At 40.6% G+C, this 26,807-nt stretch carries 24 protein-coding genes and 1 tRNA gene; 4 read left to right on the top strand and 21 right to left on the bottom strand.

All coding sequences use genetic code 11. The features are described 5' to 3' along the window. The 9 genes from Q8N22_03130 to Q8N22_03090 all read right to left on the bottom strand — a co-directional run. Positions 1–210, bottom strand: a 210-nt coding sequence (locus Q8N22_03130) for a triose-phosphate isomerase (protein MDP3052917.1), incomplete at its 3' end; no start/stop codon positions are given. Beyond that, positions 207–1,250 (bottom strand): galactose-1-phosphate uridylyltransferase, encoded by a 1,044-nt coding sequence (gene galT / locus Q8N22_03125; protein ID MDP3052916.1) that lies wholly within the window; start codon positions 1,248–1,250, stop codon positions 207–209. The genes galT and Q8N22_03130, both read right to left, overlap by 4 nt. Before the next feature lie 6 nt (positions 1,251–1,256). Then, positions 1,257–1,994, bottom strand: a complete 738-nt coding sequence (locus tag Q8N22_03120; protein MDP3052915.1) for a glycosyltransferase family 2 protein — start codon at positions 1,992–1,994, stop codon at positions 1,257–1,259. A 5-nt stretch (positions 1,995–1,999) separates the two neighbouring features. Continuing rightward, positions 2,000–2,614: a GtrA family protein gene (locus Q8N22_03115; protein ID MDP3052914.1), complete on the bottom strand. Its 615-nt coding sequence runs from the start codon at positions 2,612–2,614 to the stop codon at positions 2,000–2,002. Next, complete coding sequence (locus Q8N22_03110) at positions 2,589–4,769, bottom strand: hypothetical protein (GenBank protein ID MDP3052913.1); 2,181 nt, start codon at positions 4,767–4,769, stop codon at positions 2,589–2,591. The genes Q8N22_03115 and Q8N22_03110 overlap by 26 nt, the downstream gene beginning before the upstream one ends. Before the next feature lie 75 nt (positions 4,770–4,844). After that, on the bottom strand, positions 4,845–5,522 hold the full coding sequence (gene rnc, locus Q8N22_03105; protein ID MDP3052912.1) for a ribonuclease III: 678 nt from the start codon (positions 5,520–5,522) through the stop codon (positions 4,845–4,847). A gap of 14 nt (positions 5,523–5,536) precedes the next feature. Then, complete coding sequence (gene nusB / locus Q8N22_03100) at positions 5,537–5,983, bottom strand: transcription antitermination factor NusB (protein ID MDP3052911.1); 447 nt, start codon at positions 5,981–5,983, stop codon at positions 5,537–5,539. 521 nt (positions 5,984–6,504) lie between these two features. Continuing rightward, the gene (locus Q8N22_03095; GenBank protein MDP3052910.1) at positions 6,505–6,735 is read right to left on the bottom strand and encodes a hypothetical protein; all 231 of its coding nucleotides are present in this window, start codon (positions 6,733–6,735) and stop codon (positions 6,505–6,507) included. 5 nt (positions 6,736–6,740) lie between these two features. After that, entirely contained in the window at positions 6,741–6,926 is a 186-nt protein-coding gene (locus tag Q8N22_03090; GenBank protein MDP3052909.1) for a hypothetical protein, read from the bottom strand. 168 nt (positions 6,927–7,094) lie between these two features. Between Q8N22_03090 and Q8N22_03085 the strand changes: the two genes are divergently transcribed. The 4 genes from Q8N22_03085 (at position 7,095) to miaA (ending at position 14,019) form a co-directional block, all read left to right on the top strand. Further along, positions 7,095–10,253 carry a DNA polymerase III subunit alpha gene (locus tag Q8N22_03085; protein ID MDP3052908.1) on the top strand — a complete coding sequence of 1,053 codons (3,159 nt, stop codon included), beginning with the start codon at positions 7,095–7,097 and terminating at the stop codon, positions 10,251–10,253. A 108-nt stretch (positions 10,254–10,361) separates the two neighbouring features. Beyond that, positions 10,362–12,143, top strand: coding sequence for a threonine--tRNA ligase (gene thrS / locus Q8N22_03080; GenBank protein MDP3052907.1), 1,782 nt, complete (start codon positions 10,362–10,364; stop codon positions 12,141–12,143). Positions 12,144–12,493: 350 nt separating this feature from the next. Further along, on the top strand, positions 12,494–12,997 hold the full coding sequence (locus Q8N22_03075) for a LysM domain-containing protein (GenBank protein MDP3052906.1): 504 nt from the start codon (positions 12,494–12,496) through the stop codon (positions 12,995–12,997). Between the two features lie 86 nt (positions 12,998–13,083). Beyond that, positions 13,084–14,019, top strand: a complete 936-nt coding sequence (gene miaA / locus Q8N22_03070) for a tRNA (adenosine(37)-N6)-dimethylallyltransferase MiaA (protein ID MDP3052905.1) — start codon at positions 13,084–13,086, stop codon at positions 14,017–14,019. A 37-nt stretch (positions 14,020–14,056) separates the two neighbouring features. On the opposite strand, the gene gatB is transcribed toward miaA, so the two are convergent. The 12 genes from gatB to Q8N22_03010 all read right to left on the bottom strand — a co-directional run bounded on the left by gatB (position 14,057) and on the right by Q8N22_03010 (position 26,137). Then, positions 14,057–15,514: an Asp-tRNA(Asn)/Glu-tRNA(Gln) amidotransferase subunit GatB gene (gatB, locus tag Q8N22_03065; protein ID MDP3052904.1), complete on the bottom strand. Its 1,458-nt coding sequence runs from the start codon at positions 15,512–15,514 to the stop codon at positions 14,057–14,059. Further along, positions 15,507–16,115 carry a dTMP kinase gene (gene tmk / locus Q8N22_03060; GenBank protein ID MDP3052903.1) on the bottom strand — a complete coding sequence of 203 codons (609 nt, stop codon included), beginning with the start codon at positions 16,113–16,115 and terminating at the stop codon, positions 15,507–15,509. The genes gatB and tmk overlap by 8 nt, the downstream gene beginning before the upstream one ends. Positions 16,116–16,178: 63 nt before the next feature. Continuing rightward, the gene (rplK, locus tag Q8N22_03055; protein MDP3052902.1) at positions 16,179–16,601 is read right to left on the bottom strand and encodes a 50S ribosomal protein L11; all 423 of its coding nucleotides are present in this window, start codon (positions 16,599–16,601) and stop codon (positions 16,179–16,181) included. A gap of 1 nt (position 16,602) precedes the next feature. Beyond that, positions 16,603–17,151 carry a transcription termination/antitermination protein NusG gene (gene nusG / locus Q8N22_03050; protein ID MDP3052901.1) on the bottom strand — a complete coding sequence of 183 codons (549 nt, stop codon included), beginning with the start codon at positions 17,149–17,151 and terminating at the stop codon, positions 16,603–16,605. Position 17,152: 1 nt separating this feature from the next. Continuing rightward, on the bottom strand, positions 17,153–17,341 hold the full coding sequence (gene secE, locus Q8N22_03045; GenBank protein MDP3052900.1) for a preprotein translocase subunit SecE: 189 nt from the start codon (positions 17,339–17,341) through the stop codon (positions 17,153–17,155). A gap of 43 nt (positions 17,342–17,384) precedes the next feature. Beyond that, entirely contained in the window at positions 17,385–19,370 is a 1,986-nt protein-coding gene (gyrB, locus tag Q8N22_03040; GenBank protein ID MDP3052899.1) for a DNA topoisomerase (ATP-hydrolyzing) subunit B, read from the bottom strand. Between the two features lie 72 nt (positions 19,371–19,442). Continuing rightward, positions 19,443–19,524 (bottom strand) — tRNA-Leu (locus Q8N22_03035). Positions 19,525–19,534: 10 nt separating this feature from the next. Further along, positions 19,535–19,933, bottom strand: coding sequence for a 50S ribosomal protein L19 (gene rplS, locus Q8N22_03030; protein MDP3052898.1), 399 nt, complete (start codon positions 19,931–19,933; stop codon positions 19,535–19,537). Positions 19,934–19,944: 11 nt separating this feature from the next. Continuing rightward, positions 19,945–20,685: an RluA family pseudouridine synthase gene (locus Q8N22_03025; protein MDP3052897.1), complete on the bottom strand. Its 741-nt coding sequence runs from the start codon at positions 20,683–20,685 to the stop codon at positions 19,945–19,947. A gap of 23 nt (positions 20,686–20,708) precedes the next feature. Continuing rightward, a complete protein-coding gene (locus Q8N22_03020) occupies positions 20,709–20,912 on the bottom strand; it encodes a YwbE family protein (GenBank protein ID MDP3052896.1) in 204 nt (67 codons plus the stop codon). Positions 20,913–20,927: 15 nt separating this feature from the next. Then, positions 20,928–25,010, bottom strand: a complete 4,083-nt coding sequence (locus tag Q8N22_03015) for a UvrD-helicase domain-containing protein (GenBank protein ID MDP3052895.1) — start codon at positions 25,008–25,010, stop codon at positions 20,928–20,930. Continuing rightward, a complete protein-coding gene (locus Q8N22_03010) occupies positions 25,010–26,137 on the bottom strand; it encodes a replication-associated recombination protein A (GenBank protein ID MDP3052894.1) in 1,128 nt (375 codons plus the stop codon). Before Q8N22_03010 ends, Q8N22_03015 begins: the two co-directional genes overlap by 1 nt. Positions 26,138–26,807: the final 670 nt, after the last annotated feature.

Here is a 26,807-nt window from a genome sequence, read left to right as displayed (position 1 = left end):
ATTTTGCGCTCCGAATTTAACTTTTAACCTCAAACTTTTGGCTTTCAATAATAACGGCTCCAAATAAATAAAAGGCGGCGTGATTATCAAATCCAAATTGCCTAATTTTTTATCTTGGCCAAGCCATATTCTCTTTAAAAGTATATCCGCTTCTTTTAGTGAAGCCGGGTTCATTTTCCAATTTGCGATTATCGTTTTATTATTCTTCATATATTTTTTCTTAAATATTCCGCTGCTTTCTCCGGTTCAATGGTAGATATTTCCATTCTGGCCCCGAGTTCAAATCCGGCCGGAATCGCAATCTTCGGCAAAATGGTGAAATGCCAGTGATAATAATCGTGATTTCCGTTGTCGTTTGAAGGAGCGGTATGCAGATAAAAATTGTAAGCCGGGTTATTCAGCCCTTTATAAAGCGCGTGTAAGGCGATTTTGAAGGCCTCGGCCAGATACTCTTTTTCTTTTTCGGTGATTTTTTCAAAATGAGCGAGATGTTTTTTGGGAGAAATAATCATTTCAAAAGCCATTTTGGAAGCAAAAGGACAAATAACCAAAAATTCTTTATTTTCAAAAACCACTCTTTTTCTGACTTTTCTTTCCCAATCATTCATCCGGCAATAAATGCATTTTTTATTGGCCTTCTGATATTCCCTGGAATTAGACAGGGCCTTTTTTAAATCAACGTCAATCAGCGGCGTGGTGATTATTTGGGAGTGAGGATGGGCCACCGAAGCCCCGGCTTCTTGGCCGTGATTTTGAAAAATAGAAATATGATTGACGAATTTTTTTTCCTTTAATTTCAAATACCGCTCCTGATAAACATCCAAAACTTCTTTAATTTCCTTGTTTGAAAATCGGGCTAATGGTTTTTCGTGATTTTTAGTAACCACCACTTCATGAAAACCCACGGCGTTCATTCTCTGAAATAAATTTCCTTCAATGCGCTTATTCAAACTTTTGCCCGGCCTGAAAGCCGGATATTTATTAGGAATGACGATTGTCGTCCAATTCCCGGGAATCTTATCGCCGGGCTTAAAATTAATTTTTTTGCCGTTCACGAAAATCAGCGTCGGCGGTTCTTGTTTCCTGATATCACAGAAAGGGCATTGGTTTTTGGAAATTTCTTTTTTTTCGCGCTTTTCTTTTTTGAAAATTTCCGGTCTTTTAGCGCGGCCAGTGGCAATCACCACCCAATCCTTGGAAACCAAATCCAATCTTAATTCCGAAGGGAATTTTATATTTTTTAAAACCATATTCTTTTATAAATTCTTATTTCGTAAATTGTATTTGCCAAGCCACAGCCACCAGCGGATTTTTTGGGTCTCCCAAAGAACCTGAAGATAAGCCGACGCCTTTACTTTGGAACGAAAGTCATTAACCCAAACCACGGGAATTTCCTTGATTTTATAGCCAAGTTCTTTCCCTAAGGCCAAAGTTTCAATATCAAAAGCCCAACGGTTAGTTTTAAGCAACGGAAATATTTTAAGAGTGGCTTCCTCGGAAAAACATTTAAACCCGCATTGGGTATCCCAGATGCCCGGCAAAAGCAAAAGCTGAATAATCAGATTGCCGGCATTTCCCAGCCAGCGCCGATAAAACGGCTGGGGCGGCACCAGTTTTGCGCCTTTGATGTCGCGGGAGCCGATAATTATCTGATAATCGGAAAGATAAGGAATCATTTTGCTGAATTGGTCCGCCGAAGTGGCGTTATCAGCGTCCATAAAAAGCCGCCACTGTCCCCTGGCTTCAAGCATCCCCTGCCTAACCACCCAGCCCTTACCGTGATTTTCTTTGTTTCCAATCACCCGAAGGTTTTTCATAAGATGACAAAATCTTTTGGCAACCTCCACAGTGGCGTCACGGGAACCGTCATCAACCACGATAACTTCATAATCGTAATCAACCGACGAAAGGCGTTTGCTGACGTCAACTAAAGTCAGAGGCAAACGATTGGCTTCGTTGTAGGCGGGAATAATAACTGATAAAAATGGTTTCATTTTATTTATTGTTTAATTTGAGCTTGGGGCTTCTTAAAAATCAGGAAACGGTAGCTGAAAAAATTCCACAGAAAAGAAAAAGCGATTGCCACGACTGCTGAAATATTAGCCCAGATAATAGGACTGATACCGCCTAACGGCCCTATCACGTTATTCAAAAAAGAAGCAACGGTATTATTTATTAAAAGACCGATAAAGGTAAAGAAAAGAAAACGGGAAAACTCAGACGGACTGGCCGCGGTCCGGCTCTGGAAAGACCAGAATTTATTCCAGAAATAGCTGTTGGTGGCAGACACAAAAAAAGCTGCCACCAGGAACAAACTATAGAAAAGACCCCGGGTGATGCCCGTAAAATGCATCAATAAATTCAAAACGCTGAACCCCAAAAAGGTATTGAGAACGCCCACCGCGCAAAATTTCCCGAACTGACGCAGGCCCGGCCAAAACCGGCTGAAGTAAAAAATAACAGCCAAAATTATGGGGGCTAAAACGGAAAAGCCGAAAACTGAAAATAAAATCAGCGCGGGACTGATTTTTATTCCAAGATTGGCGGCGACCGGCAAAATCAGCCAGCCCGCGAAAAAACCTATTAAACTAACGAGAAGAAGATCTTTTTTCATAAATTTCCATTTCCACTTTCTGACGATTTTGATTATAAACGATTTGACTCAATTTTTTAATCTCCTGGGTTAAAACCGAATCAGCCGCCGGCGGAAGCAAAACCCTGACATTAAAAGGTTTGGACAAATTTCCTTTTATAAGAATACGGCTGTAAGCGTTAAAATTATCCAAATTGATTAAATCGTTAACGGAAAAATCCGGCTCAAATTTATCCGCTAAAACCCGGGCATCATCCAGCCCGACCCGGAAAACAATAATAGAACCGAAATTATTCACCAAATTAAGAAGGGCCGGCGAAAGCTCGTCGGTTGAGCGGTGAATAACGTTTAAATGCAAACCATATTTGAAAACCGAAGCGAGAGAAACCGCCAAGGAATCGGTAATATAATTGTGAAATTCGTCCAGATACAGATAGAAGGGCCGGCGCCGCTCTTCAATCTGGTCAATGCGCGAAAATGCCGCCAAGGATATTTTTTCAACAAATATCATCCCCAAGAGATCGGCGTTGATATCCCCCAGCCGACTCTTGGCCAAATTTATTAAAATTATTTTCCCGGCGTCCATGGCCTTACGGAAATTGAAAGCTGAATTAGTTTGTCCGATAATCGGACGGAGATAATCGTTGGCGATAAGATTGTTGAATTTTGAAGTTATAAACGGAGTTATTTCGTGAAGCGCCGCTTCGTTTTTCCAGAATTCAGTCAAACCGGCATCTGCCGCTTGTTGAATTTTTTTCTGACGAAAAGCATAATCGGTAAAAATCCGGGGAATATCAAGCAAGGTAGCGGGTTCGGCTTGAATGCCGTTCAATAAAAGCCGCAAACTATTTTTGAGATATTTTTCAAACATCGGGCCCATCGCCTCCTTGGCAAAAAGTTTCTGAAAAATGCCATAGGTCTCTTCAATAACAAAGTTCTTTTCTTCAGGATTATCGGGATTGAATTCCAATAAATTCAAGCCGAAGGGGTACAGAATATTCGTGGGGTCAAAATAAATGACATCTGCTTTGCGTTCTTTGGGAATATTTCCGACCACCCCCTGGATAATGTCGCCTTCGGGATCAATGATCGCCACTCCTTTCCCCTGTTTGATATCCTGAATAGCCATATTGATTACAGAAGTTGATTTGCCGGTGCCGGCCTGCCCGATAACTTCCAAATGATACGCCCGGTCTGGATAATCCAGATAAACCGGCTGGACCCGGCCCTGAAAAACATTCTCGCCGAGAATAATGCCACGATTTGAAATGCCAGCCGGCGATTTGGCTTCTTTTGACTTCAACCATTTGATTCTCGGCGTAATCATAAAGCTGGTTGGAAAATGGAAAATACTGGCCAATTCTCCGCTGTTTAAAATCATCGCCTGTTCTTCGTCAAATTCCCTGAAAGAAAAATCAAAATGAAATCTTTTAATATTTTTGGGCTTAACCACTTTCAGTTCATTTTCACTAAGGGTGGAAAATCGCGAAAAAATGTTGATTAAATTTTCAAAAATTTCTTTTGCCCGGAACTGGCTTCCGGCCGAAACCACCAAACGCAAATTGACTTCAAACAAGGGGCTGGCGATTTTTTTCTTATTGGCGATTTTCCGGCGGATTGATTTCGGCGCCGGCTTAAAAATTATTTGCAAAGCTGATCCTTCGCCTATTTCTTCCAACCGGGCTAATACCGCCAAAATCGGGGCAAAGGTATCGGCGTCTGATTCTTCATAAGTTCTTATGGGCAATGAAAATTCATGGGCTAATTTCAGATAAGCCCCTTCGTTGAAACCCTGGGGATTAAAAATGTCATAATCTTCAACCAGATTCAACTGGACGCCGGGCCATAACAACCTAATCCGGCGGCCGACAAAATTAAGCGTTTTTTTGTCGCCAATCAGATAAAAATGTATTTCCTCGCCGACGTGATGAACGGCAACCTCAAAAATAACCGAGTTTTCAAAATTACTCAATAAATTGAAAAATTTTTCAGAAAGCCCGATTTCATCTTTGAAATTTTTTTCCGTTTTTTCCTCCTTGGGAAATTTCAACAAAAGCACGGATCGTTGTTGGGGAACGGAATGGCCGGCTGATTTTTGTCTCGCTTTGCGAGCCAAAAATAACCAAATAAGAACTGATACTATTACTAATAAAATAGAAAGAGGGATATAATTCATATTTTAAAACTTAAATCTATTTTTTATTATAAACAAAAACCGAGGAAAATAAAACCCGGCGCTTGCAACCGCAAGCTACAGCGAGGATAACGCCTGGCCGGCGGCATTAACCTCCGCTTCCTGCTTAGATAAACCCTTGCCCTCGGCAATTAATTTCTCGTTGACGTAAACCCCGACCCGAAAAATCTTCTGATGATCCGGCCCGCTTTCTTCTAAAACCTGATAAGTCGGAGTTACCTTGGATTGTTCCTGAATCATTTCCTGAAGAAAACTTTTGGGGTCTCGGTAAAGCTGTTTTTTCTCAATTTCCTCAAGATGAGGCAATAAAAACTTAAGAATAAAACCTTCGGCGATTTCATACCCCCGGTCCAAATAAATAGCCGCCAGAAGCGCTTCAAAAGCGTCAGCCAAAATCGCCTCCCGGCCCTTGCCCGTGTCCTTGGCTTCGCCTTTTGAAAGAAGAATGTAATTTTCCAAATCAATTTCCCGGGCCACCTGAGCCAGCATCTGATAATTTATCAAAGCGGCCCGTAAAACAGTAAGATCCCCTTCGTTCCGGCCGGGATATTTTTTGTAAAGAAAATCTGAAGTGATTAATTCCAAAACCGAATCGCCCAAAAATTCCATCCGTTCATTGTGCTGTCCCCAACTGGGATTTTCATTAAGATAGGAGCGATGGGTTAATGCCTCTTTGAGTAAATTTTTATTTTTAAACTCAACTCCTATTTCTTTTTCTAATTTTGAAGAATCCATATAAATTAAAATAACTAGCCGATAGCGGCTGTCTGCTTTCTTGATTTTTCTATTTCTTTATAAACCGTTCCCAAAACGCCGTTGATGAATTTTCCCGAAGTGGGACCGCCGAAATTTTTTGCTATTTCAATGGCTTCGTTAATCGCCACCTTATCCGGCACTTCTTTTTTATCGGCGTAAAGCAATTCATAAAGGCCAATTCTTAAAGCATTGCGGTCAACAATGGAAATCTGGTTTAACGGCCATTCGGGAGCCGCGCTCACGATTATTTTGTCCAATTCGTCTTTGTGGTCAATCACGCCTTGCGTTAAGCGCCAGACAAATTCCGGTTCGTCCAAACCCGGCGCAAACTCTTTTAAGTTGCGTTCAATAATTTTTATAAGGTCGGCCTTTTGGCCGTAAAAATCCCATTCGTAAAGCGATTGTAAAACTATTGAGCGAGCTAATTGACGAGATGCCATACCATTATTATATAAATTTTAAATCCGCCGGGCAAGGCGGATAAAAAAATCTATGGCAAACTCTTTATTTCTTGCACTGCGGACAAGAACAATGAGACAATTTCGGGCCGCCGCAAACCGGACAAACCGCAAATTTGCCTTTCTTTAAAAAGAGTTGAGACCGTCTCCGGCCGACTTTTGATTTTGAATGATGTTTTGTTGGTACGCCACCCATAAATTTTTCGCTTTGCTCAAAATTTAAGTAATTAGTAATTGAGTAATTAGTAATTAGAAACGAAAAATTTATTCCTAACTACAAATTACTCACACTAAATACAATTAATAATAATTAATCTTATGATATTTCTAAAAAAAGGTCAAACCCGGCAAAAGAAGTTCAACTCCAATTTTACTATTGTAATTCCACGATCGTGGAATTACAATAGTAATTGAATTTAGTAATTTAAATTGTGTTGTGGAAATAAATAAAAAGCCCTGAGTAAAAACTCAGGGCTTTTGGAATAAATATCTAACTTTACTTTTTAAGAGACAATTAATCCTCTTTTTCGGACTTGGATTTGAATCTTGTTTTTCTTTTTGAAGAATTTTCCATGGCGAGTGACCTTGAAACCGACAGCATAACAATGCGTCCATTCGCAATCGCAATCTTTACAAATATAAAAAATTTCCCCAAAAAGCTTGATCTTTAAATCTTTGCCGGTATTTTCATTTACAATTTTTTCACTGCCACATTCAGGACATCCTCTCGCCATTTTTTTCACCTCCTCATTTTTTTCAGCAAACCCGCATTAATCAGAATCTGTTTTTCCTCCTTAGTTAATTGACTGATATCTGTTTCTTTAGGGTCGCCGCTTCTCAATCCCATCTTAAAATTAACTATAACTGCGGTTGCATGAGCAATCCCCAATCCCCTTGCCATATTAATATGCTGTCTTAAATTCATCTTCCACCTCCTTATATTAATTTGTTAATTTGCTGTTTGACTTCACATTATTTAATAATAATAAAACATGCCTGTCAAACCACTCCGAAATTTCGAAGTGATCTTTTACCCTCACATGGCGTGGGGGTTTTGTTTTTTTGGCAAAAGAATTATGATGTTAATATCAAAATGAAATTCGTCCATCTCCATACTCATTCCCATTATTCCTTGCTTGACGGCTTGGCGAAAATTGACGATTTAATTAACCGCGCCAAAGAATTAGGCATGGAGGCTCTGGCGATAACCGACCATGGAAATCTTTATGGGGCGATTGAGTTCTACCAAAAGGCAAAAAAAGCCGGAATCAAACCGATTATCGGCGTGGAAGCGTATTTAGCGTCCCAAAGCCGATTTGATAAGCGTTCCCGAATTGACGACCGGCCCTATCATTTAATTCTTCTGGCCCAGAATAAAACTGGCTGGCTAAATCTTCTCCAATTAGTGACCAAATCAAATTTGGAAGGATTTTATTATAAGCCAAGAATTGATAAGGAACTTTTAGCGCAACACCATGAGGGAATTATTGCGACCTCAGCTTGCCTGTCCGGAGAAATTTCGCGGCTGATTGCGGCGGAAAAAATTTCGGTGGCCAAAGAAAAAATTCTTGAATATCAAAACATTTTCGGCCCGGAAAATTTCTTTTTGGAAATCGGCCATCACCCCGGAATAAAAGATTCCGAAAAAATTAATCAAGCTATCATTGAACTCTCAAAAGAAACCGGAGCGCCTTTAGTAGCCACTCAGGACATTCATTATCTTAAATCAGAAGACGCGCCTTATCATGAAATTCTTCTGGCAATCCAAACAGGCAATACGGTAGATGATCCCGGCCGGCTCACTTTCACTGACGATTTCTCTATGCGCTCTCCGGAACAAATGGCCGAATTTTTCAAAGAAACTCCGGAAGCGATTACTAACACTATTAAAATTGCAGACCGCTGTAATTTGGAAATTGAATTGGGAAAAATTCTCATGCCGGACTTCCCCGTTCCCGAAGGCCAAACCTCTAATTCTTATCTCCGCAATCTTGTTAATGAAAAATTAGCCAGTCGTTTTTCCGAAATCACCGAGGAAATAAAAAAACGGCTTGATTACGAGCTTTCTGTGATTGAAAAAACCGGCTTTGCCGATTATTTCCTGATTGTTCGGGATATTATTGCCTGGGCAAAACAGCGGGGCATCGTTGTCGGGCCCGGCCGGGGCTCGGCCGCCGGCAGTCTGGTTTCTTATGTTTTAGACATAACCAATATTAATCCCTTAAAATACGACCTGCTTTTTGAAAGATTTTTGAACGCCGACCGTATTCAGATGCCCGATATTGACATTGATTTTACCGATGTCCGGCGCGATGAAGTGGTGGCTTATGTCCGGGAAAAATACGGCACCGACCGGGTGGCGCAAATTATCACTTTCGGAACAATGGCGGCTCGGGCGGCGATTCGCGATTCCGGCCGGGCTTTAGGTTTCGCCTACGGCTTTTGCGACCAAACCGCCAAAATGATTCCTTTTCAATTTAACTTAGAGAAAGCGCTTGAAGAAGTAACCGAACTGCGCGACCTTTATGAGCACGATGCCAACGCCAAAAAATTAATTGACTCAGCGAAAAAAATGGAAGGTGTTGCCCGTCACGCCTCGGTCCATGCCTGCGGCCTGGTGATTTCAAAAGAAGCTCTTACTAATTATTTGCCGCTTCAATATGCGCCGCAAAACAAAGATATCATCATTACCCAGTTTGAAATGCACAGCATTGAAGATTTAGGACTTCTGAAAATGGACTTTCTGGGCCTCCGCAACCTGACCATTATTGAAAACACTTTGAAATTAATAAAAGACATTTATCAAAAAGAAATTGACATCAATAAAATTCCTCTTGATGATAAAAAAACTTTTGAACTTCTGCGCGCCGCCGAAACCACCGGAATTTTTCAGCTGGAAGGTTCTGGTATGCGCGGCTACTTAAAACAATTAAAACCGAGTGAAATTGAGGATATTATCGCCATGGTTTCTTTATACCGGCCGGGGCCGATGGAATTGATCCCCCAATATATCCGCCGGAAACACGGCCAGGAAGAAATCACTTATCTTCATCCGCGGTTGGAGCCAATTTTGGCCAAAACTTATGGTGTTGCCATTTATCAGGAACAACTAATGACCATCGCCCGCGACCTCGCTGGTTTTTCTCTGACCGAAGCCGATATTTTGAGAAAGGCGGTAGGTAAAAAAATAAAATCCCTGCTTCAGGCCCAGGCCGAAAAAATGATTGAAGGCATGATCAAAAACGGCATTGAAGAAAAAACCGCCCGAAAAATCTGGCAATGGTTTGAACCATTTGCCCAATACGGATTTAATAAAAGCCATGCCACCTGCTACGCCCTTATCGGTTATCAAACCGCTTATCTCAAAGCTCATTATCCGGTGGAATTTTTTAGCAGCTTATTAAACGCCAACACCGATGACATTGAACGCATCGCCTTTCTGGTTAATGAGGCCCGAAAAGCAAATATTATCGTCCTACCGCCTGACATCAATAAAAGTTATACCGATTTCGCTCCGGAAAATTCCAACAATATCCGTTTCGGACTTTTAGCCGTTAAAAACATCGGCGCCAATATCGTTTCTATAATGATTGAAGAACGCGGCCGGGGCGGACCGTTTGAAAGTTTGCCGGATTTTCTCAACCGGGTTAACCACCGCGACCTTAATAAAAAATCCCTGGAAAGTTTGATAAAAAGCGGCTGCCTTGATTCAATGGGCATTGAAAGACAGGCCGCCCTATCAAACAGCGAAGAATTATTGAAATTTAATTCTTTGAGTAAAAAAAATAAATTAAGCAACCAGAACAGCCTTTTCAATTACCAGCCAAAATTAACTTCACTTAAACTGAATCAGGTTGAAGCCGCCGATGCCAAAACGAAATTATCCTGGGAAAAAGAACTTTTGGGACTTTATATTTCCGACCATCCCCTTAAAAGATATACCAATCAACTCAAAGAAAATCGCGTCCAGCCGATAAAAGAGACAATGAATGGCGGGCTCAAAGACCGGGCCCGGCTTAAAGTGGCCGGTGTGGTTTCCAGTATCCAGAGAATTATAACCAAGAGGGGCCAACCGATGCTGTTTGTCAAAATTGAAGATTTAAGCGATAATTTGGAAGTCATTGTTTTCTCCGAAACTTTTTCCAAAAATCCCAATCTTTGGAAAGAAAATAATATCTTGATGATAAACGGCCAGCTTTCCCTAAGAAACGGAGAAACTAAAGTTATCTGCAACGAAGCAAGAGAATTATGAACCCCATTAGAAGTCTTGAACAGAAAAATTTCTATAGAAATTTTTCTGTCATAACAGATAGGTTAATCAAATATGAATTTTTAATTAAAATAATAATCATTATTAAACATGAACCAGACTTCTAACGGGGTGAAAATCATGCCTGATATCCAATTAAATAAAATCCGCCATTCTTTATCCCATATTATGGCCGCAGCGGTCGGCGAAATTTTTCCTGGCGTAAAATTCGGCATCGGGCCGGCCATTGAAAACGGCTTTTATTATGATTTTGACTTGCCCGCCAAAGCCTCTGGCGAAGGCGGGTTGTCTCCCGAAAATTTGCCGAAAATAGAAAAGCGGATGAAAGAATTGATAAAGCAGAATATTTCTTTCAAAAGAAAATTAGTTTCCAAAGCCGAAGCCAAAAAAATATTCAAAAACCAGCCATATAAATTAGAACTATTAAAAGATCTGCCTTCTAAACAAATCACCGTTTATCAAAATGGAGAATTTGTTGATTTATGCGCCGGACCTCATATTAAAAACACCAAAGAAATAGACCCAGAAGCTTTTAATTTGATAAAAATTGCCGGAGCTTACTGGAAAGGCGATGAAAAAAATCCGATGCTCACCCGGATTTACGGCCTGGCTTTTGAAACCAAAAAAGAATTAGACGGCTATATCAGTACAATCGCCGAAGCCCAGAAACGCGACCACCGCCGCTTAGGCCAGGATTTGGATTTATTCAGTATTCACGAAAGCATGGGCGGGCCCGGCTTAATCTACTGGCACCCCAAGGCCGGCCGCATCCGGGTAATAATAGAAGATTTTTGGCGCCAGGCTCATTATCAAAACGGCTACGAAATCGTTTTCACACCGCACATCGGCAAATCAACCCTCTGGGAAACCAGCGGCCATTTGGATTTTTACAAAGAAAATATGTACAGCCCGATGGAAATAGACGAAAACGAATATTATATCAAACCGATGAACTGCCCGTTCCATATTTTAATTTACAAAAACCGCATCCGCTCTTATCGGGATTTGCCGATGCGTTGGGCGGAACTTGGAACAGTTTACCGCTACGAAAAAGCCGGAGTTCTCCATGGACTTTTGCGCGTCCGCGGTTTCACTCAGGATGATGCCCATTTAATCTGCACCCCCGAACAAATGCCTTTTGAAATCAAAAAAGTTCTGGATTTCTGTTTTTATATTTTGAAAAGTTTCGGCTTTAATGATTTTCATATTTATCTTTCCACCAAGCCCAAAAAAAAATCAGTCGGCAGTAAAAAAATGTGGGAGGAAGCCACCCTCGCCCTTGAAAAAACCTTAAAAGATTCCAAACTTGATTATTCCGTTGACGAAGGCGGCGGCGCTTTTTACGGCCCAAAAATAGACATTAAAATAAAAGACGCCCTTGGCCGCGAATGGCAATGCTCCACCATCCAGTTTGATTTCAATATGCCCGAAAAATTCAAAATGGAATTCGTTGATAAAGACGGCAAAACCCACCGGCCATATATGATTCACCGCGCGCTGATGGGCTCGCTGGAAAGATTTTTCGGAATGTTGCTGGAGCATTACGCCGGCGCCTTGCCGCTTTGGCTATCCCCTGTCCAAGCGCAAATAATCAATATCGGAGCCGCCCATATAACTTACGCTCAAGAAATTAATTCACAGCTATCAGCAAACGGCATCCGCGTTTCTCTTAGCGACGAAAACCTGACGGTTTCCAAACGCATCCGCGAAGCCGAAATCCAAAAAATTCCCTATGTTCTGGTTGTCGGCGACAAAGAACTTCAAAACGATACCGTTAATATCCGCCACTACCGCCGCGGCCAGGAAGGAGAAATCAAACTGGAAAAACTTCTTGAGCAAATCAAAAAAGAGATCGCGGACAAAACCATTTAACGACAGAATTTCCGCAAACGTCTTGACATAAAGTTAAAACTTTGCTTTGCTTTAAAAAGCTTTTTAACATAAAAATCTAACTAAAAGGAGGTGTAAAAATGGCAAGAAACAATATTCGCTGGCTGATTAGATCGGTCGCTCATTGCAAAGAAGGCTGTTGTACGCGGTCGCGGGCACGACCTTAAACTGCCTGTTTATTTCCATTAATTTATTAACCAATACCCTGCGCACCGACAAGTCCCCCGTGCTAATTTTGGCGCGGTGACCAACGCCCGTAAGGAAGGGCCGTCCAAAGCAATCCTGGCCGGATTGCCGGCAGCGCAGGACGTTTTACAGAAGGAGGGAACGCAATGAAAATATCTAATGTGATAATCGGACTGATTAGCCTGGTTTTGATAGTCGGCTTGGCATTCGCATTTAACTCCAAGAATAATCAGCTTTCCCAGTCGCAGCAGACAGTTGCGCTCGCGAAACAGCAAATACAGAAAAAAGAAGTTCAGATAGGCCACCTTTCCCAGAAAGTTTCTTTGCTTTCCAGAAAACTCAAAACCGCGGAAAACCGCCCGCTCTTGAGCTATAAAGTAAAAACCGGAGACACTCTATATAGTCTCTTTGGGGGAATAAATGCGTTAAAAGTCGCTAAATTCAACCATATTAAAGACGCCGACAATCTGCAAGCGGGTAGAATAATTAAATTCCCCGGGTACATACACAAAATTATGCCGGGCGATACCTTGTTCAAATTGGCCGGAAAAAATTGGAAACATACCGCTTGGCTTAACAATCTTGGTTCTTGCCCCGATCAAGTCAGAGCGCTACCAGTCGGATTCCTGATAAAAATCCCCAATATTTAATTCACCTCCTTATAGCACAGTGTCCCGATAACTATCGGGACACTTTTTTTTAAAAAAATCAACCAAAATGGTTTATAATGAAATAAATGAAAAATATAAATAATAAAATCATCGTCATTCTCGGGCCGACGGCTTCCGGGAAATCGCAATTGGCCATTAAAATCGCCAAGAAATTTAACGGCGAAATAATTTCGGCTGACTCCCGCCAGATTTATAAAGGACTGAATATCGGCACGGAAAAAATAACCAAAAAAGAAATGAAAGGCGTCAAACATCATATGATTGACATTGTTAAGCCGCAAAAAACTTATACTGTGGTCCAATATCAAAAAGCGGCCAAAAAAATCCTGAATGGAATTTTTAAAAAAAATAAATTTCCAATAATAGTCGGCGGCAGCGGATTTTACATTGACGCTTTGATTTATGATTATAAATTGCCGGCCGTGGCTCCTCAGAAAGGTTTGCGAAAACGGCTTGAAAAAAAATCATTAGAAGAACTTTTCCGGATGCTTCAGAAATTTGATCCCAAAAGAGCGGCTAATATTGACCCTTGCAACCGAAGAAGATTAGTCAGGGCCCTGGAAATCGTTATCACAACCGGATCTCCCGTACCGCCGTTAGAGCGAAATGCTATCAGCGTAAATCAGCGGAATCAGCGGAAATCAGCGACCGCGTTTGCGGTATTAAAAATAGGCATCAAAAAAACACCAAACGAACTTCGGCAGTTAATCAATCAAAGATTGGAAAAAACGCTGAAAAAAGGTCTGATTGAAGAAATAGAAAAACTCCACAAAAAAGGACTAAACTGGAAACGGTTTGGGGAATTGGGCTTGGAATACCGGCTGGCCGCCGATTATCTGCGCGGTTTGATTTCTTATGAAGAAATGACCGAGCAAATGAAAAAAGAAATTTACCGCTACGCCAAACGCCAGATAACCTGGTTTAAAAGGGATAAAAGTATTATTTGGATTAAGACGGAAAATCAGGCCCGTTCAATGGCAAATAAATTTTTACTATTGTAATTCCACGATCGTGGAATTACAATAGTAAATCTTTTGATTATCGTAAAGATTCTTCAAAAAGATTTTTCAGGATTTCAGGGTTGGCTTGGCCTTTGAGCTTTTTCATCGCCTGACCGATTAAAAATTGCAAGGCATTGGCTTTGCCTTTTCTATAATCAGACAAGGCCGCCGAATTTTCCATTATCACCTCCTCTATAGTTTTTTTAATTATCGCTTCATCAGAAATCTGACTTAATCCTTTTTCCTGGATAATCTGCCGCGGGTTTAAGCCGGATAAAAACATTTCTCCCAGAACATCCTTGGCGATTCGGCTGGAAATTTTATTTTCAATAATCAAACCCGTTAGTTCGGCTAACTGCCGCGGATTGATTTTTGATTCTTTTAAAGAAATCCCCTGTTCGGTTATCAAGCCAAAAAAGTCTGAAGTTAAATAATTAAACAAAACTTGGGGTTTATAATCTGAAGCCAGAAGTTTAAGTTCCTTCACGGCCTTTTCAAAATATCCGGCGATATAATTATCTTCAATGAGAATTTCCGCCTGGGCCAGCGTCAGGCCATATTCTTTTTCAAAACGATTTCTTTTTGCCGCCGGCAATTCCGGAAGCGAATCTTTCAATTCTTTAATATTAAATTTGACTAAATCCAGCGGCGGCAAATCCGGTTCCGGAAAATAACGATAATCATGGGCTTTTTCCTTACTGCGCTGACTGACTGTTATTCTTTTTACGTCATCCCAGCCGCGGGTTTCATGTATCACCTGCTTCCCCTCCTCTAAAATTTCAGTCTGTCTTTTTATTTCATAATCAACCGCCTCTTTCACCGACTTAAAAGAATTTAAATTTTTTACTTCTACCTTAGTTCCTAAGGTAGACGCTGATTCATGCTGATTATCAAACTGATTCATGCTGATATCCGCGATTTCACGAAGCGAAATATTTACCTCCACCCGCATTTGCCCTTTTTCCATATTGGCCTCGGAAATATCCAGATACCGTAAAATAAGCTGTAATTCTTTGGCAAAAGCCACCGCTTCTTCACCGCTTCTGATATCCGGCTCGGTAACTAATTCCATTAAAGGAACGCCGGCGCGGTTGAAATCCACCAAACTGTGATTTTCTTTATCATGAGAAAGCGTGCCAGTATCTTCTTCTAAATGGACTCTGGTGATTTTAACGCCGTTCAAAGTTCCGCCCTCCACCAACGGCTGTTTATATTGGGAAATCTGATAACCTTTGGGCAAGTCGGGATAAAAATAACTTTTGCGGTCAAAACGGGAAACTAAAGGAATTTTCCCGGCAACAGCCAAGCCCAGCTTGATAACTGATTTTACGGCTTCTTCGTTAATAACCGGCAGGGTTCCGGGATGCCCCAGGCAAATCGGGCAAACATTGAAATTAGGCCGGGTTTCATCGGGGTTATTCGGACTAGCACAAAACATTTTGCTTCTGGTCTTTAATTCAGAGTGAATTTCCAAACCAATAGTGGGTTTATACATAATTTATAATCTTTTTAATTATCTGCCGGTGTGTTTCTTTGATGCTTTTCTCTCCGTCAATTATGATAACATTTTTGAATTTCTTGAGAATTTTTTTATAATTTTGATAAACATTTTCCAATTTTTCTTTATACTCAAACAGAGTTTTCTTCTTCCCTCTTTTTTCTATCCGTGAAATACAGGTTTCCGGGTTGGTATTTATAAAATAAACCAAATCAGGCAATAAAAATTTATCATTAATTTTTAGAAGATAGCTTAACGGCACTCCCATGCTTCCATAGGCAAAAGACGAAAAACAATATCTGTCAGAAATAACAACTTTACCTTTTTTGAGATTAGGCATAATAAGCCCGGTTAGATGGGCTTTTCTATCCTGGCTATACAACGCCTGAAGTTTTTTAGGCGAAATTTTTTTCTTTCTTTCCAAAACAAGACGAATCGTTTTGCCGGCGCGCGAATCCATCGTTGGTTCTTTTGTCAAAACAACGTCAAATCCACCTTTTTTTAAGAATCTATCTAAAAGCTCCATCTGAACGCTTTTCCCGGAACCATCCAATCCTTCAAAAACAATAAATTTTCCTTTATAGGGATTTTTGCGCATTAAAATAAAAAGGCCTTCTGATTTGATTCTAAATCAGAAGGCCTTAGGGGTCAATTTATCTTTCTACTTTTCTATCTCAATCCCCATGCTTCTCGCCGTTCCTGCTACAATTTTCTCGGCCGATTCTATGCTGTCGGTGTTCAAATCCACCATTTTCCTTTCAACAATTTTGCGGACATCTTCCTTGGTTACTTTCCCCACTTTGGTTTTCAACGGATCACCGGAGCCTTTTTCCAAACCAGCGGCTTTTTTAAGCAAAGCCGAAACCGGCGGGGTTTTCAGCTTAAATTCAAAACTTCGGTCCTGATAAATGGTAATCACAACCGGAATAACATCACTCATTTCCTTGGTTGCTTCATTGAATTGAGAGCAGAATTGCCCGATATTAACTCCATGCGGGCCTAAGGCCGTGCCCACCGGAGGCGCCGGATTGGCCTTGCCGGCCTGAATCTGCAATTTTGTAATTATTTTTATTAGTTTTGCCATATTATAATTTTTTTACCTGCAACATATCTAATTCAATTATGGTTTCACGGCTGAAAATAGGAACCTTCACTTTAACCTTGCCGTGCTCTTCTATAATTTCCGCTATTTTGCCGTCATGGTCTCTGAAGGGGCCATCAACAATTTTTACCATTTCTCCCACCTTAAAGTCAATATTGAATTTCGCTTCCTTCTCGCCCATCTTCGCCATCAAACTTTCAATTTCTTCTTTAGAAAGCGGGGTCGGCTTGGTGCTTTCCGCCCCGACAAAACCGGTTACCCTTGGCGTATTTCTGACCACATACCAGGAATCATCGTCCAAAATCATATCAACCAAGACATATCCGGGATAAATTTTTTCTTCAATTTGCTGACGCTTACCGTTTTTTATTTTAATTTTTTTCTCCTTTGGAACTAATACCTCAAAAATTTTTTCCTGCATTTCCAAAGATTCTAATCTCTGTTTTAAATAGCGAACTACGGCATCTTCATAGCCGGAATAAGTGTGAATGGCATACCAATGGCGTTCTTGTTTTGGCGCTTGTTTGGGCATTTTATTTTATAAAAAATTTATTTAACAGAAAAAGAAAAATGAAATCAATTAATCCTAAGAATGCCGCCGTTGCCAAAGAAAAAACAATCACAAATAAAGTGTAACGGGTAGCTTCTTGGCGTGAAGGCCAATTGATTCTTTTGAATTCCTGTATGGCTTCCTGCAGAAAATTTTTGATCTTAGTGAGCATAATTTAAGATTATATATTAAAATTGGAATTTGTAAATGAAGAATCAAATATCCAAATTTTTAACGGCGGTGGCATGCGCCTGGATGAAATTCTTCCGGGGCTCCACTTCCTCCCCCATGAGAATATCAAAAAGCCGGTCGGCTTCAACCGCATCTTCTATCATCACCTGTTTCAACTGGCGGGAATCGGAATTCATCGTTGTTTCCCAGAGTTGTTCGGGATTCATTTCTCCCAAACCTTTATAGCGTTGGATAGTCACGCCGGTTTTCCCATCGTCAGAAAATAATTTAAGAATACGGTCCCGTTCCGCTTCTTTGTAAGCATAATGGACTTCCTTGCCTTTCTGAAGACGGAAAAGCGGCGGCTGGGCGATAAAAAGATGCCCGTTTTCAATTATAGGCACAAGATAGCGGTAAAAAAGAGTCAACAACAAGGTCCGGATGTGAGCGCCGTCAGTATCGGCATCAGTCATAATAATCACCTTATGATAGCGAAGTTTTGAAAGATCAAAGGCTTCACCAATAGCCGTGCCGATGGCGATAACCAAGTTCCTTATTTCCTGGTTCATCAGCATCTTGTCCATTCTTGATTTTTCCACATTAAGAATTTTGCCCCGCAAAGGCAAGATGGCCTGAGTCCGCCTATCGCGGCCCTGCTTGGCGCTTCCGCCGGCCGAATCGCCCTCAACGATGAACAGCTCTGATTCTTCGGGACTGCGAGAACTGCAATCAGCTAATTTTCCCGGTAAAGTCATTCCTTCTAAAGCCCCTTTTCTCAAAACCGTTTCTTTGGCCGCTTTGGCCGCCTGCCGCGCTTTAGCCGTCAAAAGACATTTTTCAACAATCCTTCGGCCGTCAGATGGATAACGCTCAAAAAATTCCTTAAGTGCTTCATTGACTACGGTTTCCACCGCAGTTCGGGCTTCCGGATTGCCCAACCGGGCTTTGGTTTGCCCCTCAAATTGAGGTTCCCCTAATTTTACCGACACCGCCGCCACCAAACCTTCGCGGACATCCTCGCCGATTAAATTTTCCTCGGATTCTTTAAGATAGCCCTCGCGGCGGCCGAAATCATTAATAGTTCTGGTCAAAGCCGACCGAAAACCGGTTGAATGCATCCCGCCATCGGGGGTATAAATATTATTAGCGAAACTTATTTCCTGAACTTCAATGTCGTTGGTGTAAGTAAAAGCCGATTCCACCAAAATTTTTTCGTAACTCCGGCTTTGATGAAAAATTTGATTTTGAATCGGTTCTTTGTTCCCGATTAAATATTTAACAAAAGATTTAAGTCCTCCTTCAAAATAAAAACCATAGGCCTCGGTCTGTTCCGAACGATTGTCAATAATTTCTATTCTTAACTTCGGCGTCAAATAGGCCTGCTGTCGGAGATGGCCGATTATTTTTTTCAAATCAAATTCAACCGCTTGAAAAATCTTCGTATCAGGTTCAAAAATTACTTTAGTCCCCGTCTGCCCGCATTTCCCTTCTTTTCTGACTTTGTATTGCGGCTTGCCTTCTTTGTATTCCTGCGAATAAAGATTGCCGTTTCGACAAACCTCAACCCGCAGCCATCTTGATAAAGCGTTGACCACCGAAACGCCGACACCATGAAGCCCGCCTGCCACTTTGTATGATTCGCCCCCGAATTTTCCACCTGCATGCAAAGTGCACAACACGGTTTCCAAGGCCGATTTTTTAGTGTGAGGATGAATATCTACCGGAATGCCGCGGCCGTCATCAGCCACCGCCACCCGGTTATCTTTAAACAATTCCACTTTGATATTTTTGGCGTAACCGCCCATCGCCTCGTCAATGCAGTTGTCCACTACTTCCCAAATTAAATGATGAAGCCCGTCAACGCCGGTTGAGCCGATATACATCGCCGGACGTTTTCTGACCGGTTCCAGCCCTTCCAAAACATAGATATCCTTGGCTTCGTAAGAAACCTCCTTCTCTTTAGCCGGAGTAGCTTCAGCGGTTCCTTTTTTTATTGATTTTTCCTTAATTTTTCCCTGTTTTTTAGCCATATAGACAAAATTAAAATACCCGCTTGGGTATTTTAATATTAACAAAAAACCGATTATTAAGCAAGGATAATGTGCCCAGGGAGGGATTTGAACCCTCAATCCTTGCGGCATGCGCCCCTCGAACGCACGCGTATACCAGTTCCGCCACCTGGGCTTTTGGGTTTTTATTTTACCGAATTTTCGTTGATTTGAACTTCCACCGGTTCCTCGGTTAATTCTGTTTTCTTGGCGGCCACGGTTTTGACCATTTCTTTTTTAAGTTTTCGCCGGACTTCTTTTTCGGATTCTCTCCGCAGATAATAAAGTTTCGCCCGCCTCACCTTAGGGCTTCTTAAAATTTCTATTTTATAAATATTCGGTGAATGAATCGGGAAAATCTTTTCCATGCCTACTCCCTGGCTCACTCTTCGGACAGTGAAAGTCGCCCCGATTTCCGAGCCGTGCTTGCGGGCAAGAATCGTTCCTTCAAAAAGACTAGTCCGGGTTTTTTCCCCTTCCTTGAATTTTTCATGAACCCGGATAGTAACGCCAGGTTTTATTTTTTCCAAAATCTCTTTTTCCATAGTTATTTAGCTTAACTTTTTTCGTCAAGCGTGTCAATAATCCTTCTGAGTTCTTCCGGCAATTCAGCTTCAAGTTTAATACGATGCCCGTCAGCCGAACTAAACTCCAAAGAAGTAGCATGAAGGAATTGCCGGTTTAAATCAAACGGTATTTTCAGTTTTTTAAAACCATAAAGCTTGTCTCCCACCACCGAATGATTGACTGACGCCAAATGAATTCTAATCTGATGCGTCCGACCGGTTTTAGGAGTTACTTTCAGCAAGCTGAAAGTCGCTGATTCATGCTGATTTAAATCTGATTTATACTGATAATAATTTAAAACTTTATATTCTGTTATCGCCTCCTTTATGTCTTTAGCTTTTCTCTGGCAGACGGTTCTTTTTATTGTTCCGCTTTTAATGCCGATTGGGGCGTTTATTTCGCCGGATTTCGGTTCCAGTTTCCCCCAAACTAAGGCCAGATATGTCTTTTTAATCTGGTGAGTTTTGAAAAGATTTTTCAGATATTCAAAAAACTGCTGGTTGCGGCAGATTATAATCACTCCGGAAGTGTCGCGATCCAGCCGATGAACGATTCCCGGCCGAATTATCGGGTCATCTCCGACATTTTTTACTTCGGGGTATCTTTCCAAAACCCAATCAACCAATGTTAATTCAGTTTGCTCTTTTTGGCTTTCAATCGGATGAACCAAAACTCCGGACGGTTTATTAACCGCGATAAAATCCTTAGTTTCATAAATTAAAGAAATCATTTTATAAATTGGCTGAAAAATGGTTAATTTGCGGGCGACACGATGTTTTGCACCCGACCGACTTGCCCGTCTTCCAGACGCACTTTAATCCCATGCGGATGAAAACCGGAATTGGTCAAAATTTCCGCCACTGTTCCCGAGGTAAGCGTTCCTGTTTTTTGATCCGCCTTTAGTACGACTTCCACTCTCGAACCGATTTTTACGTCTTCTCTGTTTTGCCCGTTCATATTATTTATTATTACCTATCTCTGAGCGGAATCGCAAATATCCTTGAAATCGCAGAAAGCGCAAAGCTGACTCGGCTTCGCCTTGAAATCACTGCCTTTTATTTCTTCAATCTCTTGGATTATTTTTTCTTTCAGCTGTTCTTTCTCTTTTTCCGTTCCGAGAAAAGACGCTTTCTTGCCGTCGGTTAAATAATGATAAGCCAATTTTTGGGGCTTTAGTTTGAATATCTCTTCAGCCGCTATCTGATAAATCAACAATTGTTCTTTATCGCCCGGATACAGCTTGTCTTTAGAATTTCCTGTTTTGTAATCAATGATGGTCACGCCACCATCCTCTTCATCAATTCTGTCCACCACGCCGTATAAGGCATATCCCCCTATTTTCAGGTTAAACGGCATTTCCAAAGCAAAGGCATTATTGATTTTTAAAACTTTCGGCGGATTTTTTACAAATTCATCATAAAAATCTTTAATTATTTTCCTGCCGAGCTTGCGATAATCCTCTTTTTGTTTTTTACTCTCATACCATTCGTCAATCCAGTTTTTCTCATAAATTTCCGTTAAATCGTCTAAATCTAAAGATTTTTCATGCCTGCCGGCAGACAGGGCTTTTTTACCGGCCTTAATTGTTTTTTCTTCAAACCCGAACAAATTTGTTTGATTGCTCGCGCTGCCTTCGTTGGCGTATTTTAAAAATTCATAAAAAGTATTATGCATCGTCTTCCCGAAAGAAAACACGGCCTTGCCTCTGGTCGGAACCTTCAGAATAAAAGCGAATTTATACTGCAACGGACACTTGTCAAAAGCCGCCAATTGCGAATACGAAAAATGTTTCGGCAGATAATCCGGCATCGGCTTGTTTTTTGTCCCGACCGAAATCGGTTTCTCCGCGAGCATTTCGTTTTGAGTTTTTAAGTTTTTCGGTTTTTCAGTTTTTTCCTGGTATCCCATTTCAATCAGAAAGCGAGACAATTTCTTTTTTCTCACCCCGCCATAATCTTCAGCCGAAGTGAAATAAATATCTTTCTTGGCTCTGGTAATGGCCACATAGCAAATGCGCCTTTCTTCCTGCAAATGAACATCCCCAGTTGGCTTTATGTCTTTGATTAAATCTTCGGGTAGCTCAATTAAATCCTTTCTTTCCATTGTCGGAAATCTTTTATCCACCATATTAACCAAAAAAACATATTTGAATTCCAAGCCCTTAGCTCCGTGGATAGTCATTATTTTTATCATGTCCGGGCCTTGCTCGGGGTCAAATTCAAGCTTTCCTTCTTCGCCGGATTCTATCTCAAGATTTATTTCCCGCATAAAATTGCCTAAAGTCGGCTCTATTGCCGCACTCTCAAAATTCTTCACTTTTTTATGGAATTGATTGAGTAAATCAAACTGTTCTTTGTCGTCTTTTTTCGTTAAATATTTTATATATCCCGACTCTTTAAGAAATGCAATCATTATTTCCGAGACCGATTTTTCTTTGGCAAAAATGGCGTGTTTTTTAATCAAGCTCAAAACGAAAAGGATTTTTTCCTGAACTTCCGGAGAAATTCCCGGAATTAGAGGAAGCTCTTCCATCGCCTCATAAAGCGACTTTGTTTTTTTGTGGCTGTATTGAGTAAGCTTCATAATATCCGCGGGCGGGATTTCCAAAAATGGCATATTCAAGATCCGGTAAACCGCCGGGCTCTCGTGGTAATTATCCAAAAGTTTGAAATATGAGATTACGTCCAAAATAACCGGCTTTGAATAAAGCCCTCTTGAAGCCAAAAATTGATAAGGCAAGCCCGCGCGCTCCAGGGCCTTAATAAAAGGATTGGCCGCGTCATTGGCTCTGACTAAAATCGCAAAATCGTTATAACCGGCGTCTTTGTCTTTTTTAAGAATCCCTAAGATCTTCTTTATTGTTTTATCAACTTCTTCTTCCAGGTTCTTCGCCAAAATATGCTCTATTTTGCCTTCACCTTTTTCCTGGGCGATTAATTCCTTGTTTATTTTATTTACGTATTCAAGGCGGTCGGGATTATTGGCTTTTATGAATTTATAAGCCAAATCCAAAATATTCTGGCCGGACCGGTAATTTTTAACCAAAGAAATTTGCTCGGCTTTCGGGAAATCTTTATTGAATTGGACTATGTTGCTATAAGATGCCCCTCTCCACCTATAAACAGAATTGTGGACCACTATTCCGTTGGCTATAAAATTATGGGTTTTGTCGATTTCCAAATCATATACTTTTATTTTTTTATCAACTTCTTTAATTGAAATTATTTTATCGTAAATTATCTCAGCGCCTTTTTTTACCGGAAGATAGTGTCCTAAAACTAAATTTTTTGCGGGCATAATCAAAGACATATAATTTCGTGCCGTGCCTGACGGCTTGCTGTATTTGCTCGCAACATTAAATTTATATTCTATGAATCCGCCTGTAATTTTTTCTATCGCTCTTGCTTTTCCTTCAAGATCTTTTACATCGCCTCCTTCTATGTTTAATTTCATTCCTTTCCTCGCTTTATAAAGAATATATCCTGCTGTTTTTAGCTTCTTAATTGTTTGCTTGTCTGACGTTTCCAAATAAAGCCTGTGCCTTGTCAAGCCATTCAAAAGCAGAGTTTTCTCGCTTCTGACGTGTTCCTTGCTTCGGTAATTTCTGTAGCACATTTGCAAATTGATGATTATCCTGACGCTTCTTCCCCTGTTAACGGCATCTAGACAATAATGGGGCGAATCTAAGTCAATATTTAAATCTTGAGCTAATTTCCGTATATTATCTTCGGTATTAATTTCCTTATATAATTTAGCCAACTCATTTTCTTTGATAACGATGCCTTCCCTGCTTTTAAAACAACAAGTGGGTATGCCGTACTTCAACGACCACAATGTTTCGTGATATCTCGCTTCAGAATCAGTGTTAAAGGCCCTTATTGCCAAAATTTTATCTGCCGAACGCTCTATCCTAAGCCGCAAAATTAAATCATCAGTTACCCCTATCCTCCACCCCAAATTTTTTCTAAACATCAAATAAACATAATGATAATTCTGCCGAGCAGTTCTTGGAACACAGCAAAACATTTTATGATTATCTGTCACGCTTACTGAATAGCCGCCTTCTGTTTTAACGGTTAATATCTTTGCCCTCTTGTTTTTGACGAAAACATTATTCACATTAGCAACCCCTATATGACCTTTTCCTACGGCTGTTAATGCTTTATCGCCTATTTCAATTTTTTTAATTTCCTTTATTTTGATTTTATCGTTCTCAAAAATCTCTATTTTTGAATTGCCCGGCAAACATTGGTCATCGTCGGCACAGACGGTCAGATTATTTTTCGGCGCCGCTAAGATTTTTATAAGCTCGTATTGCGCCCAGTTGGTGTCCTGAAATTCGTCAACTAAAATGTATTTGAATTTTTCCCGATATTTTTTCAAAATCAGCGGCCTTTTCTGAAACAATTTCAAACAATAATTTATCAAATCGCCAAAATCCAGAGAACTGTTCTCCAAAAGCAAACGCTGATAAACATGGTAAGCGTTCGCCACTTCTTTTATCCTCTCGGTTTCATTTTCTTCCGGCGCGTCATCCCGGGTTTTCAGCTTTTCGGCGTATTTTAAATAATCTTCGGGATAAATCGCCTGGTCTTTGCAATGGGAAAAATGAGAAATCAGGGCCTGGATAAATTTGGTCGGATTCCCCAGGGGTTTGTAATAATCGAGATTGAATTTTTCCAGATTGCGATAAACCAAAAGCCAGCCGGCCGTGTTGTCTAAAATCTTAAAATCCGCCGGCAAGCCGATATCCAAAGCGTAATCGCGCAAGACCCTTTCGCAGAAAGAATGGAAAGTGGAAATCCACAAATCCACATAGCCATAAGGCAAAAGAATATCAACCCTTTCTTCCATTTCCGCGGCCGCCTTTTCGGTAAAAGTGACGGCCAATATTTCTTCAGGTTTAACTTTCTCCTTTTCAATTAAATTAACTATTCTCTGGGTGATAACCGTCGTTTTGCCGGTTCCGGCTCCGGCCACAATCAAAAGCGGCCCCTGGCCATGAACCACGGCTTCTTTTTGCTCTTTATTAAGTTTTTCCAGATTCAGGGGCATTATTTTAAATATTTTTTTCCTTTTAATTTTTCGGGCAGAAAAGATTCCTTGGAATATTTTTCGTATCCTTTGCCGTAATTTAAATCTTTCATTAATTTTGTCTCAGGATTCCGCAAACTTAAAGGGATAGGAAGATTGCCGAAATTTTTTACGTCTTCCATCGCTTCCATATAAGCATCATGGGCTCTTCTGTCTTTTTTACACTGGCACAGATGAGCTACTCCGTGAGCCAAATTAATACCGCATTCGGGCAGACCGATTATTTCCACGGCCCGAAAAACATCATTAGCCACTACTAAGGCTGTGGGCTGAGCCAAACCAATATCCTCGGAAGCAAAAATAACCATTCTTCTGGCTATAAATTTTGGGTCTTCGCCGGAATCAATCATCCGAGCCAAATAATACAAAGCCGCATCAGGCTGGCTCGCTCTCATGCTTTTGATAAAGGCGGAAATAGTGTTGTAATGTTCTTCCCCGACTTTGTCGTATCTCAAAAACTTTGATTGGAGAACGTTTTTTAAATTTTCCACCGTAATCTTTTTATAAAGTTCGCTGGTGTTTTCCAACAAAGTTATTACTTGTCTGGCATCGCCATTGGCCGCATTTACCAGCCAATCTTCCGCCGCTTCATCCATTTTCATTCCGGTTCTTTTAATAATGGCCTTTATGTTATTTTCTGAAAGTTCATTTAAAACGAAAACTCGGCATCGGGAAAGCAAAGCCGATATCACTTCAAAACTCGGATTTTCGGTAGTGGCGCCAATCAAAATTATCTCCCCTCTTTCAACATAAGGAAGCAGAAAGTCCTGCTGGGATTTATTAAAGCGATGTATTTCGTCTAAAAATAAAACTTTAGGAACTCCGTCCGAGTCTTCTTCTAGTATTTTTCTGATATCCGCTTTTCCGGCCGAAACCGCGGACAATTCATAAATTTTTGCGTTCAGACTATTGGCATATATCTTGGCCAAAGTAGTTTTTCCGGTTCCAGGAGGCCCCCATAAAATAAAAGAAAACAAATGCTTTTGTTTTATAGCTATATTAAAAGGCTTTCCTTCTCCGACTAAATGCTCCTGACCGACAAATTCTTCCAAAATTTTCGGTCTTATTTTTGATGCTAACGGCTCCATATTTTTATCATTTTACCACGAATTTTTGGATTATGGAGCTTGCTCGGTGGAATTAATAAAAATACCTCAATCAGTTATTGAAGTACTTGTTTTTCGCTATACCCTAGCTTTCGCTACTCCTTTTTGCTCTTTATTAAGTTTTTCCAAATCCAAGGGCATTTTCTTTAGCAAAAAATAAAAAACCGCCTACTGATAGGCGGGCGCTTTTATCCTTCCTTACAAAAAATTTATTACAACTTAAGGCCGCATGGCCAAGATTAGTCAATACCTAAAAACCATCTACCGACTCAATACTAAGAGTAATTGGAGGAATATTTGATTGAGGAGCTGGTATAGAAATAACTGGTAAGGGATTTAACTTGGGCATTTTAGTCAGCGGTGGCAAAGCATACCTATTTTTTAAAATATAAAAATGGTTATTAATTTTTTTTACCTCTCCTCTAAATTGACAATTAAAATGACAAAAATCCATAATTAATTTGGTAACCCGAAAAAACGAACACATTTTAGATACTCGTAATTAAAGTCCAATGCATTTCCTACAAGCCGGTTGCTTTCAGATGTTGGGTAGTAAACATAGCTATACTCTTTTTGAAAACAATCTTTGCGGATTTCACTTGGTCTCCACGAAAACCAATAAAAACTAAACCCTAAAATTAGAAGTGTTATT

Source organism: bacterium, from assembly GCA_030693325.1.
Classification (GTDB): domain Bacteria; phylum Patescibacteriota; class Minisyncoccia; order UBA6257; family MFKM01; genus MFKM01.
This window is presented reverse-complemented; position numbering and strand designations above follow the sequence as displayed.

Excerpts from the sequence above, each read along its gene's own strand:
- galT (MDP3052916.1), bottom strand. The coding sequence starts at position 1,250 with ATGGTTTTAAAAAATATAAAATTCCCTTCGGAATTAAGATTGGATTTG.
- Q8N22_03120 (MDP3052915.1), bottom strand. The coding sequence starts at position 1,994 with ATGAAACCATTTTTATCAGTTATTATTCCCGCCTACAACGAAGCCAAT.
- Q8N22_03115 (MDP3052914.1), bottom strand. The coding sequence starts at position 2,614 with ATGAAAAAAGATCTTCTTCTCGTTAGTTTAATAGGTTTTTTCGCGGGC.
- Q8N22_03110 (MDP3052913.1), bottom strand. The coding sequence starts at position 4,769 with ATGAATTATATCCCTCTTTCTATTTTATTAGTAATAGTATCAGTTCTT.
- rnc (MDP3052912.1), bottom strand. The coding sequence starts at position 5,522 with ATGGATTCTTCAAAATTAGAAAAAGAAATAGGAGTTGAGTTTAAAAAT.
- nusB (MDP3052911.1), bottom strand. The coding sequence starts at position 5,983 with ATGGCATCTCGTCAATTAGCTCGCTCAATAGTTTTACAATCGCTTTAC.
- Q8N22_03095 (MDP3052910.1), bottom strand. The coding sequence starts at position 6,735 with ATGGCGAGAGGATGTCCTGAATGTGGCAGTGAAAAAATTGTAAATGAA.
- Q8N22_03090 (MDP3052909.1), bottom strand. The coding sequence starts at position 6,926 with ATGAATTTAAGACAGCATATTAATATGGCAAGGGGATTGGGGATTGCT.
- Q8N22_03085 (MDP3052908.1), top strand. The coding sequence starts at position 7,095 with ATGAAATTCGTCCATCTCCATACTCATTCCCATTATTCCTTGCTTGAC.
- thrS (MDP3052907.1), top strand. The coding sequence starts at position 10,362 with ATGAACCAGACTTCTAACGGGGTGAAAATCATGCCTGATATCCAATTA.
- Q8N22_03075 (MDP3052906.1), top strand. The coding sequence starts at position 12,494 with ATGAAAATATCTAATGTGATAATCGGACTGATTAGCCTGGTTTTGATA.
- miaA (MDP3052905.1), top strand. The coding sequence starts at position 13,084 with ATGAAAAATATAAATAATAAAATCATCGTCATTCTCGGGCCGACGGCT.
- gatB (MDP3052904.1), bottom strand. The coding sequence starts at position 15,514 with ATGTATAAACCCACTATTGGTTTGGAAATTCACTCTGAATTAAAGACC.
- tmk (MDP3052903.1), bottom strand. The coding sequence starts at position 16,115 with ATGCGCAAAAATCCCTATAAAGGAAAATTTATTGTTTTTGAAGGATTG.
- rplK (MDP3052902.1), bottom strand. The coding sequence starts at position 16,601 with ATGGCAAAACTAATAAAAATAATTACAAAATTGCAGATTCAGGCCGGC.
- nusG (MDP3052901.1), bottom strand. The coding sequence starts at position 17,151 with ATGCCCAAACAAGCGCCAAAACAAGAACGCCATTGGTATGCCATTCAC.
- secE (MDP3052900.1), bottom strand. The coding sequence starts at position 17,341 with ATGCTCACTAAGATCAAAAATTTTCTGCAGGAAGCCATACAGGAATTC.
- gyrB (MDP3052899.1), bottom strand. The coding sequence starts at position 19,370 with ATGGCTAAAAAACAGGGAAAAATTAAGGAAAAATCAATAAAAAAAGGA.
- rplS (MDP3052898.1), bottom strand. The coding sequence starts at position 19,933 with ATGGAAAAAGAGATTTTGGAAAAAATAAAACCTGGCGTTACTATCCGG.
- Q8N22_03025 (MDP3052897.1), bottom strand. The coding sequence starts at position 20,685 with ATGATTTCTTTAATTTATGAAACTAAGGATTTTATCGCGGTTAATAAA.
- Q8N22_03020 (MDP3052896.1), bottom strand. The coding sequence starts at position 20,912 with ATGAACGGGCAAAACAGAGAAGACGTAAAAATCGGTTCGAGAGTGGAA.
- Q8N22_03015 (MDP3052895.1), bottom strand. The coding sequence starts at position 25,010 with ATGCCCCTGAATCTGGAAAAACTTAATAAAGAGCAAAAAGAAGCCGTG.
- Q8N22_03010 (MDP3052894.1), bottom strand. The coding sequence starts at position 26,137 with ATGGAGCCGTTAGCATCAAAAATAAGACCGAAAATTTTGGAAGAATTT.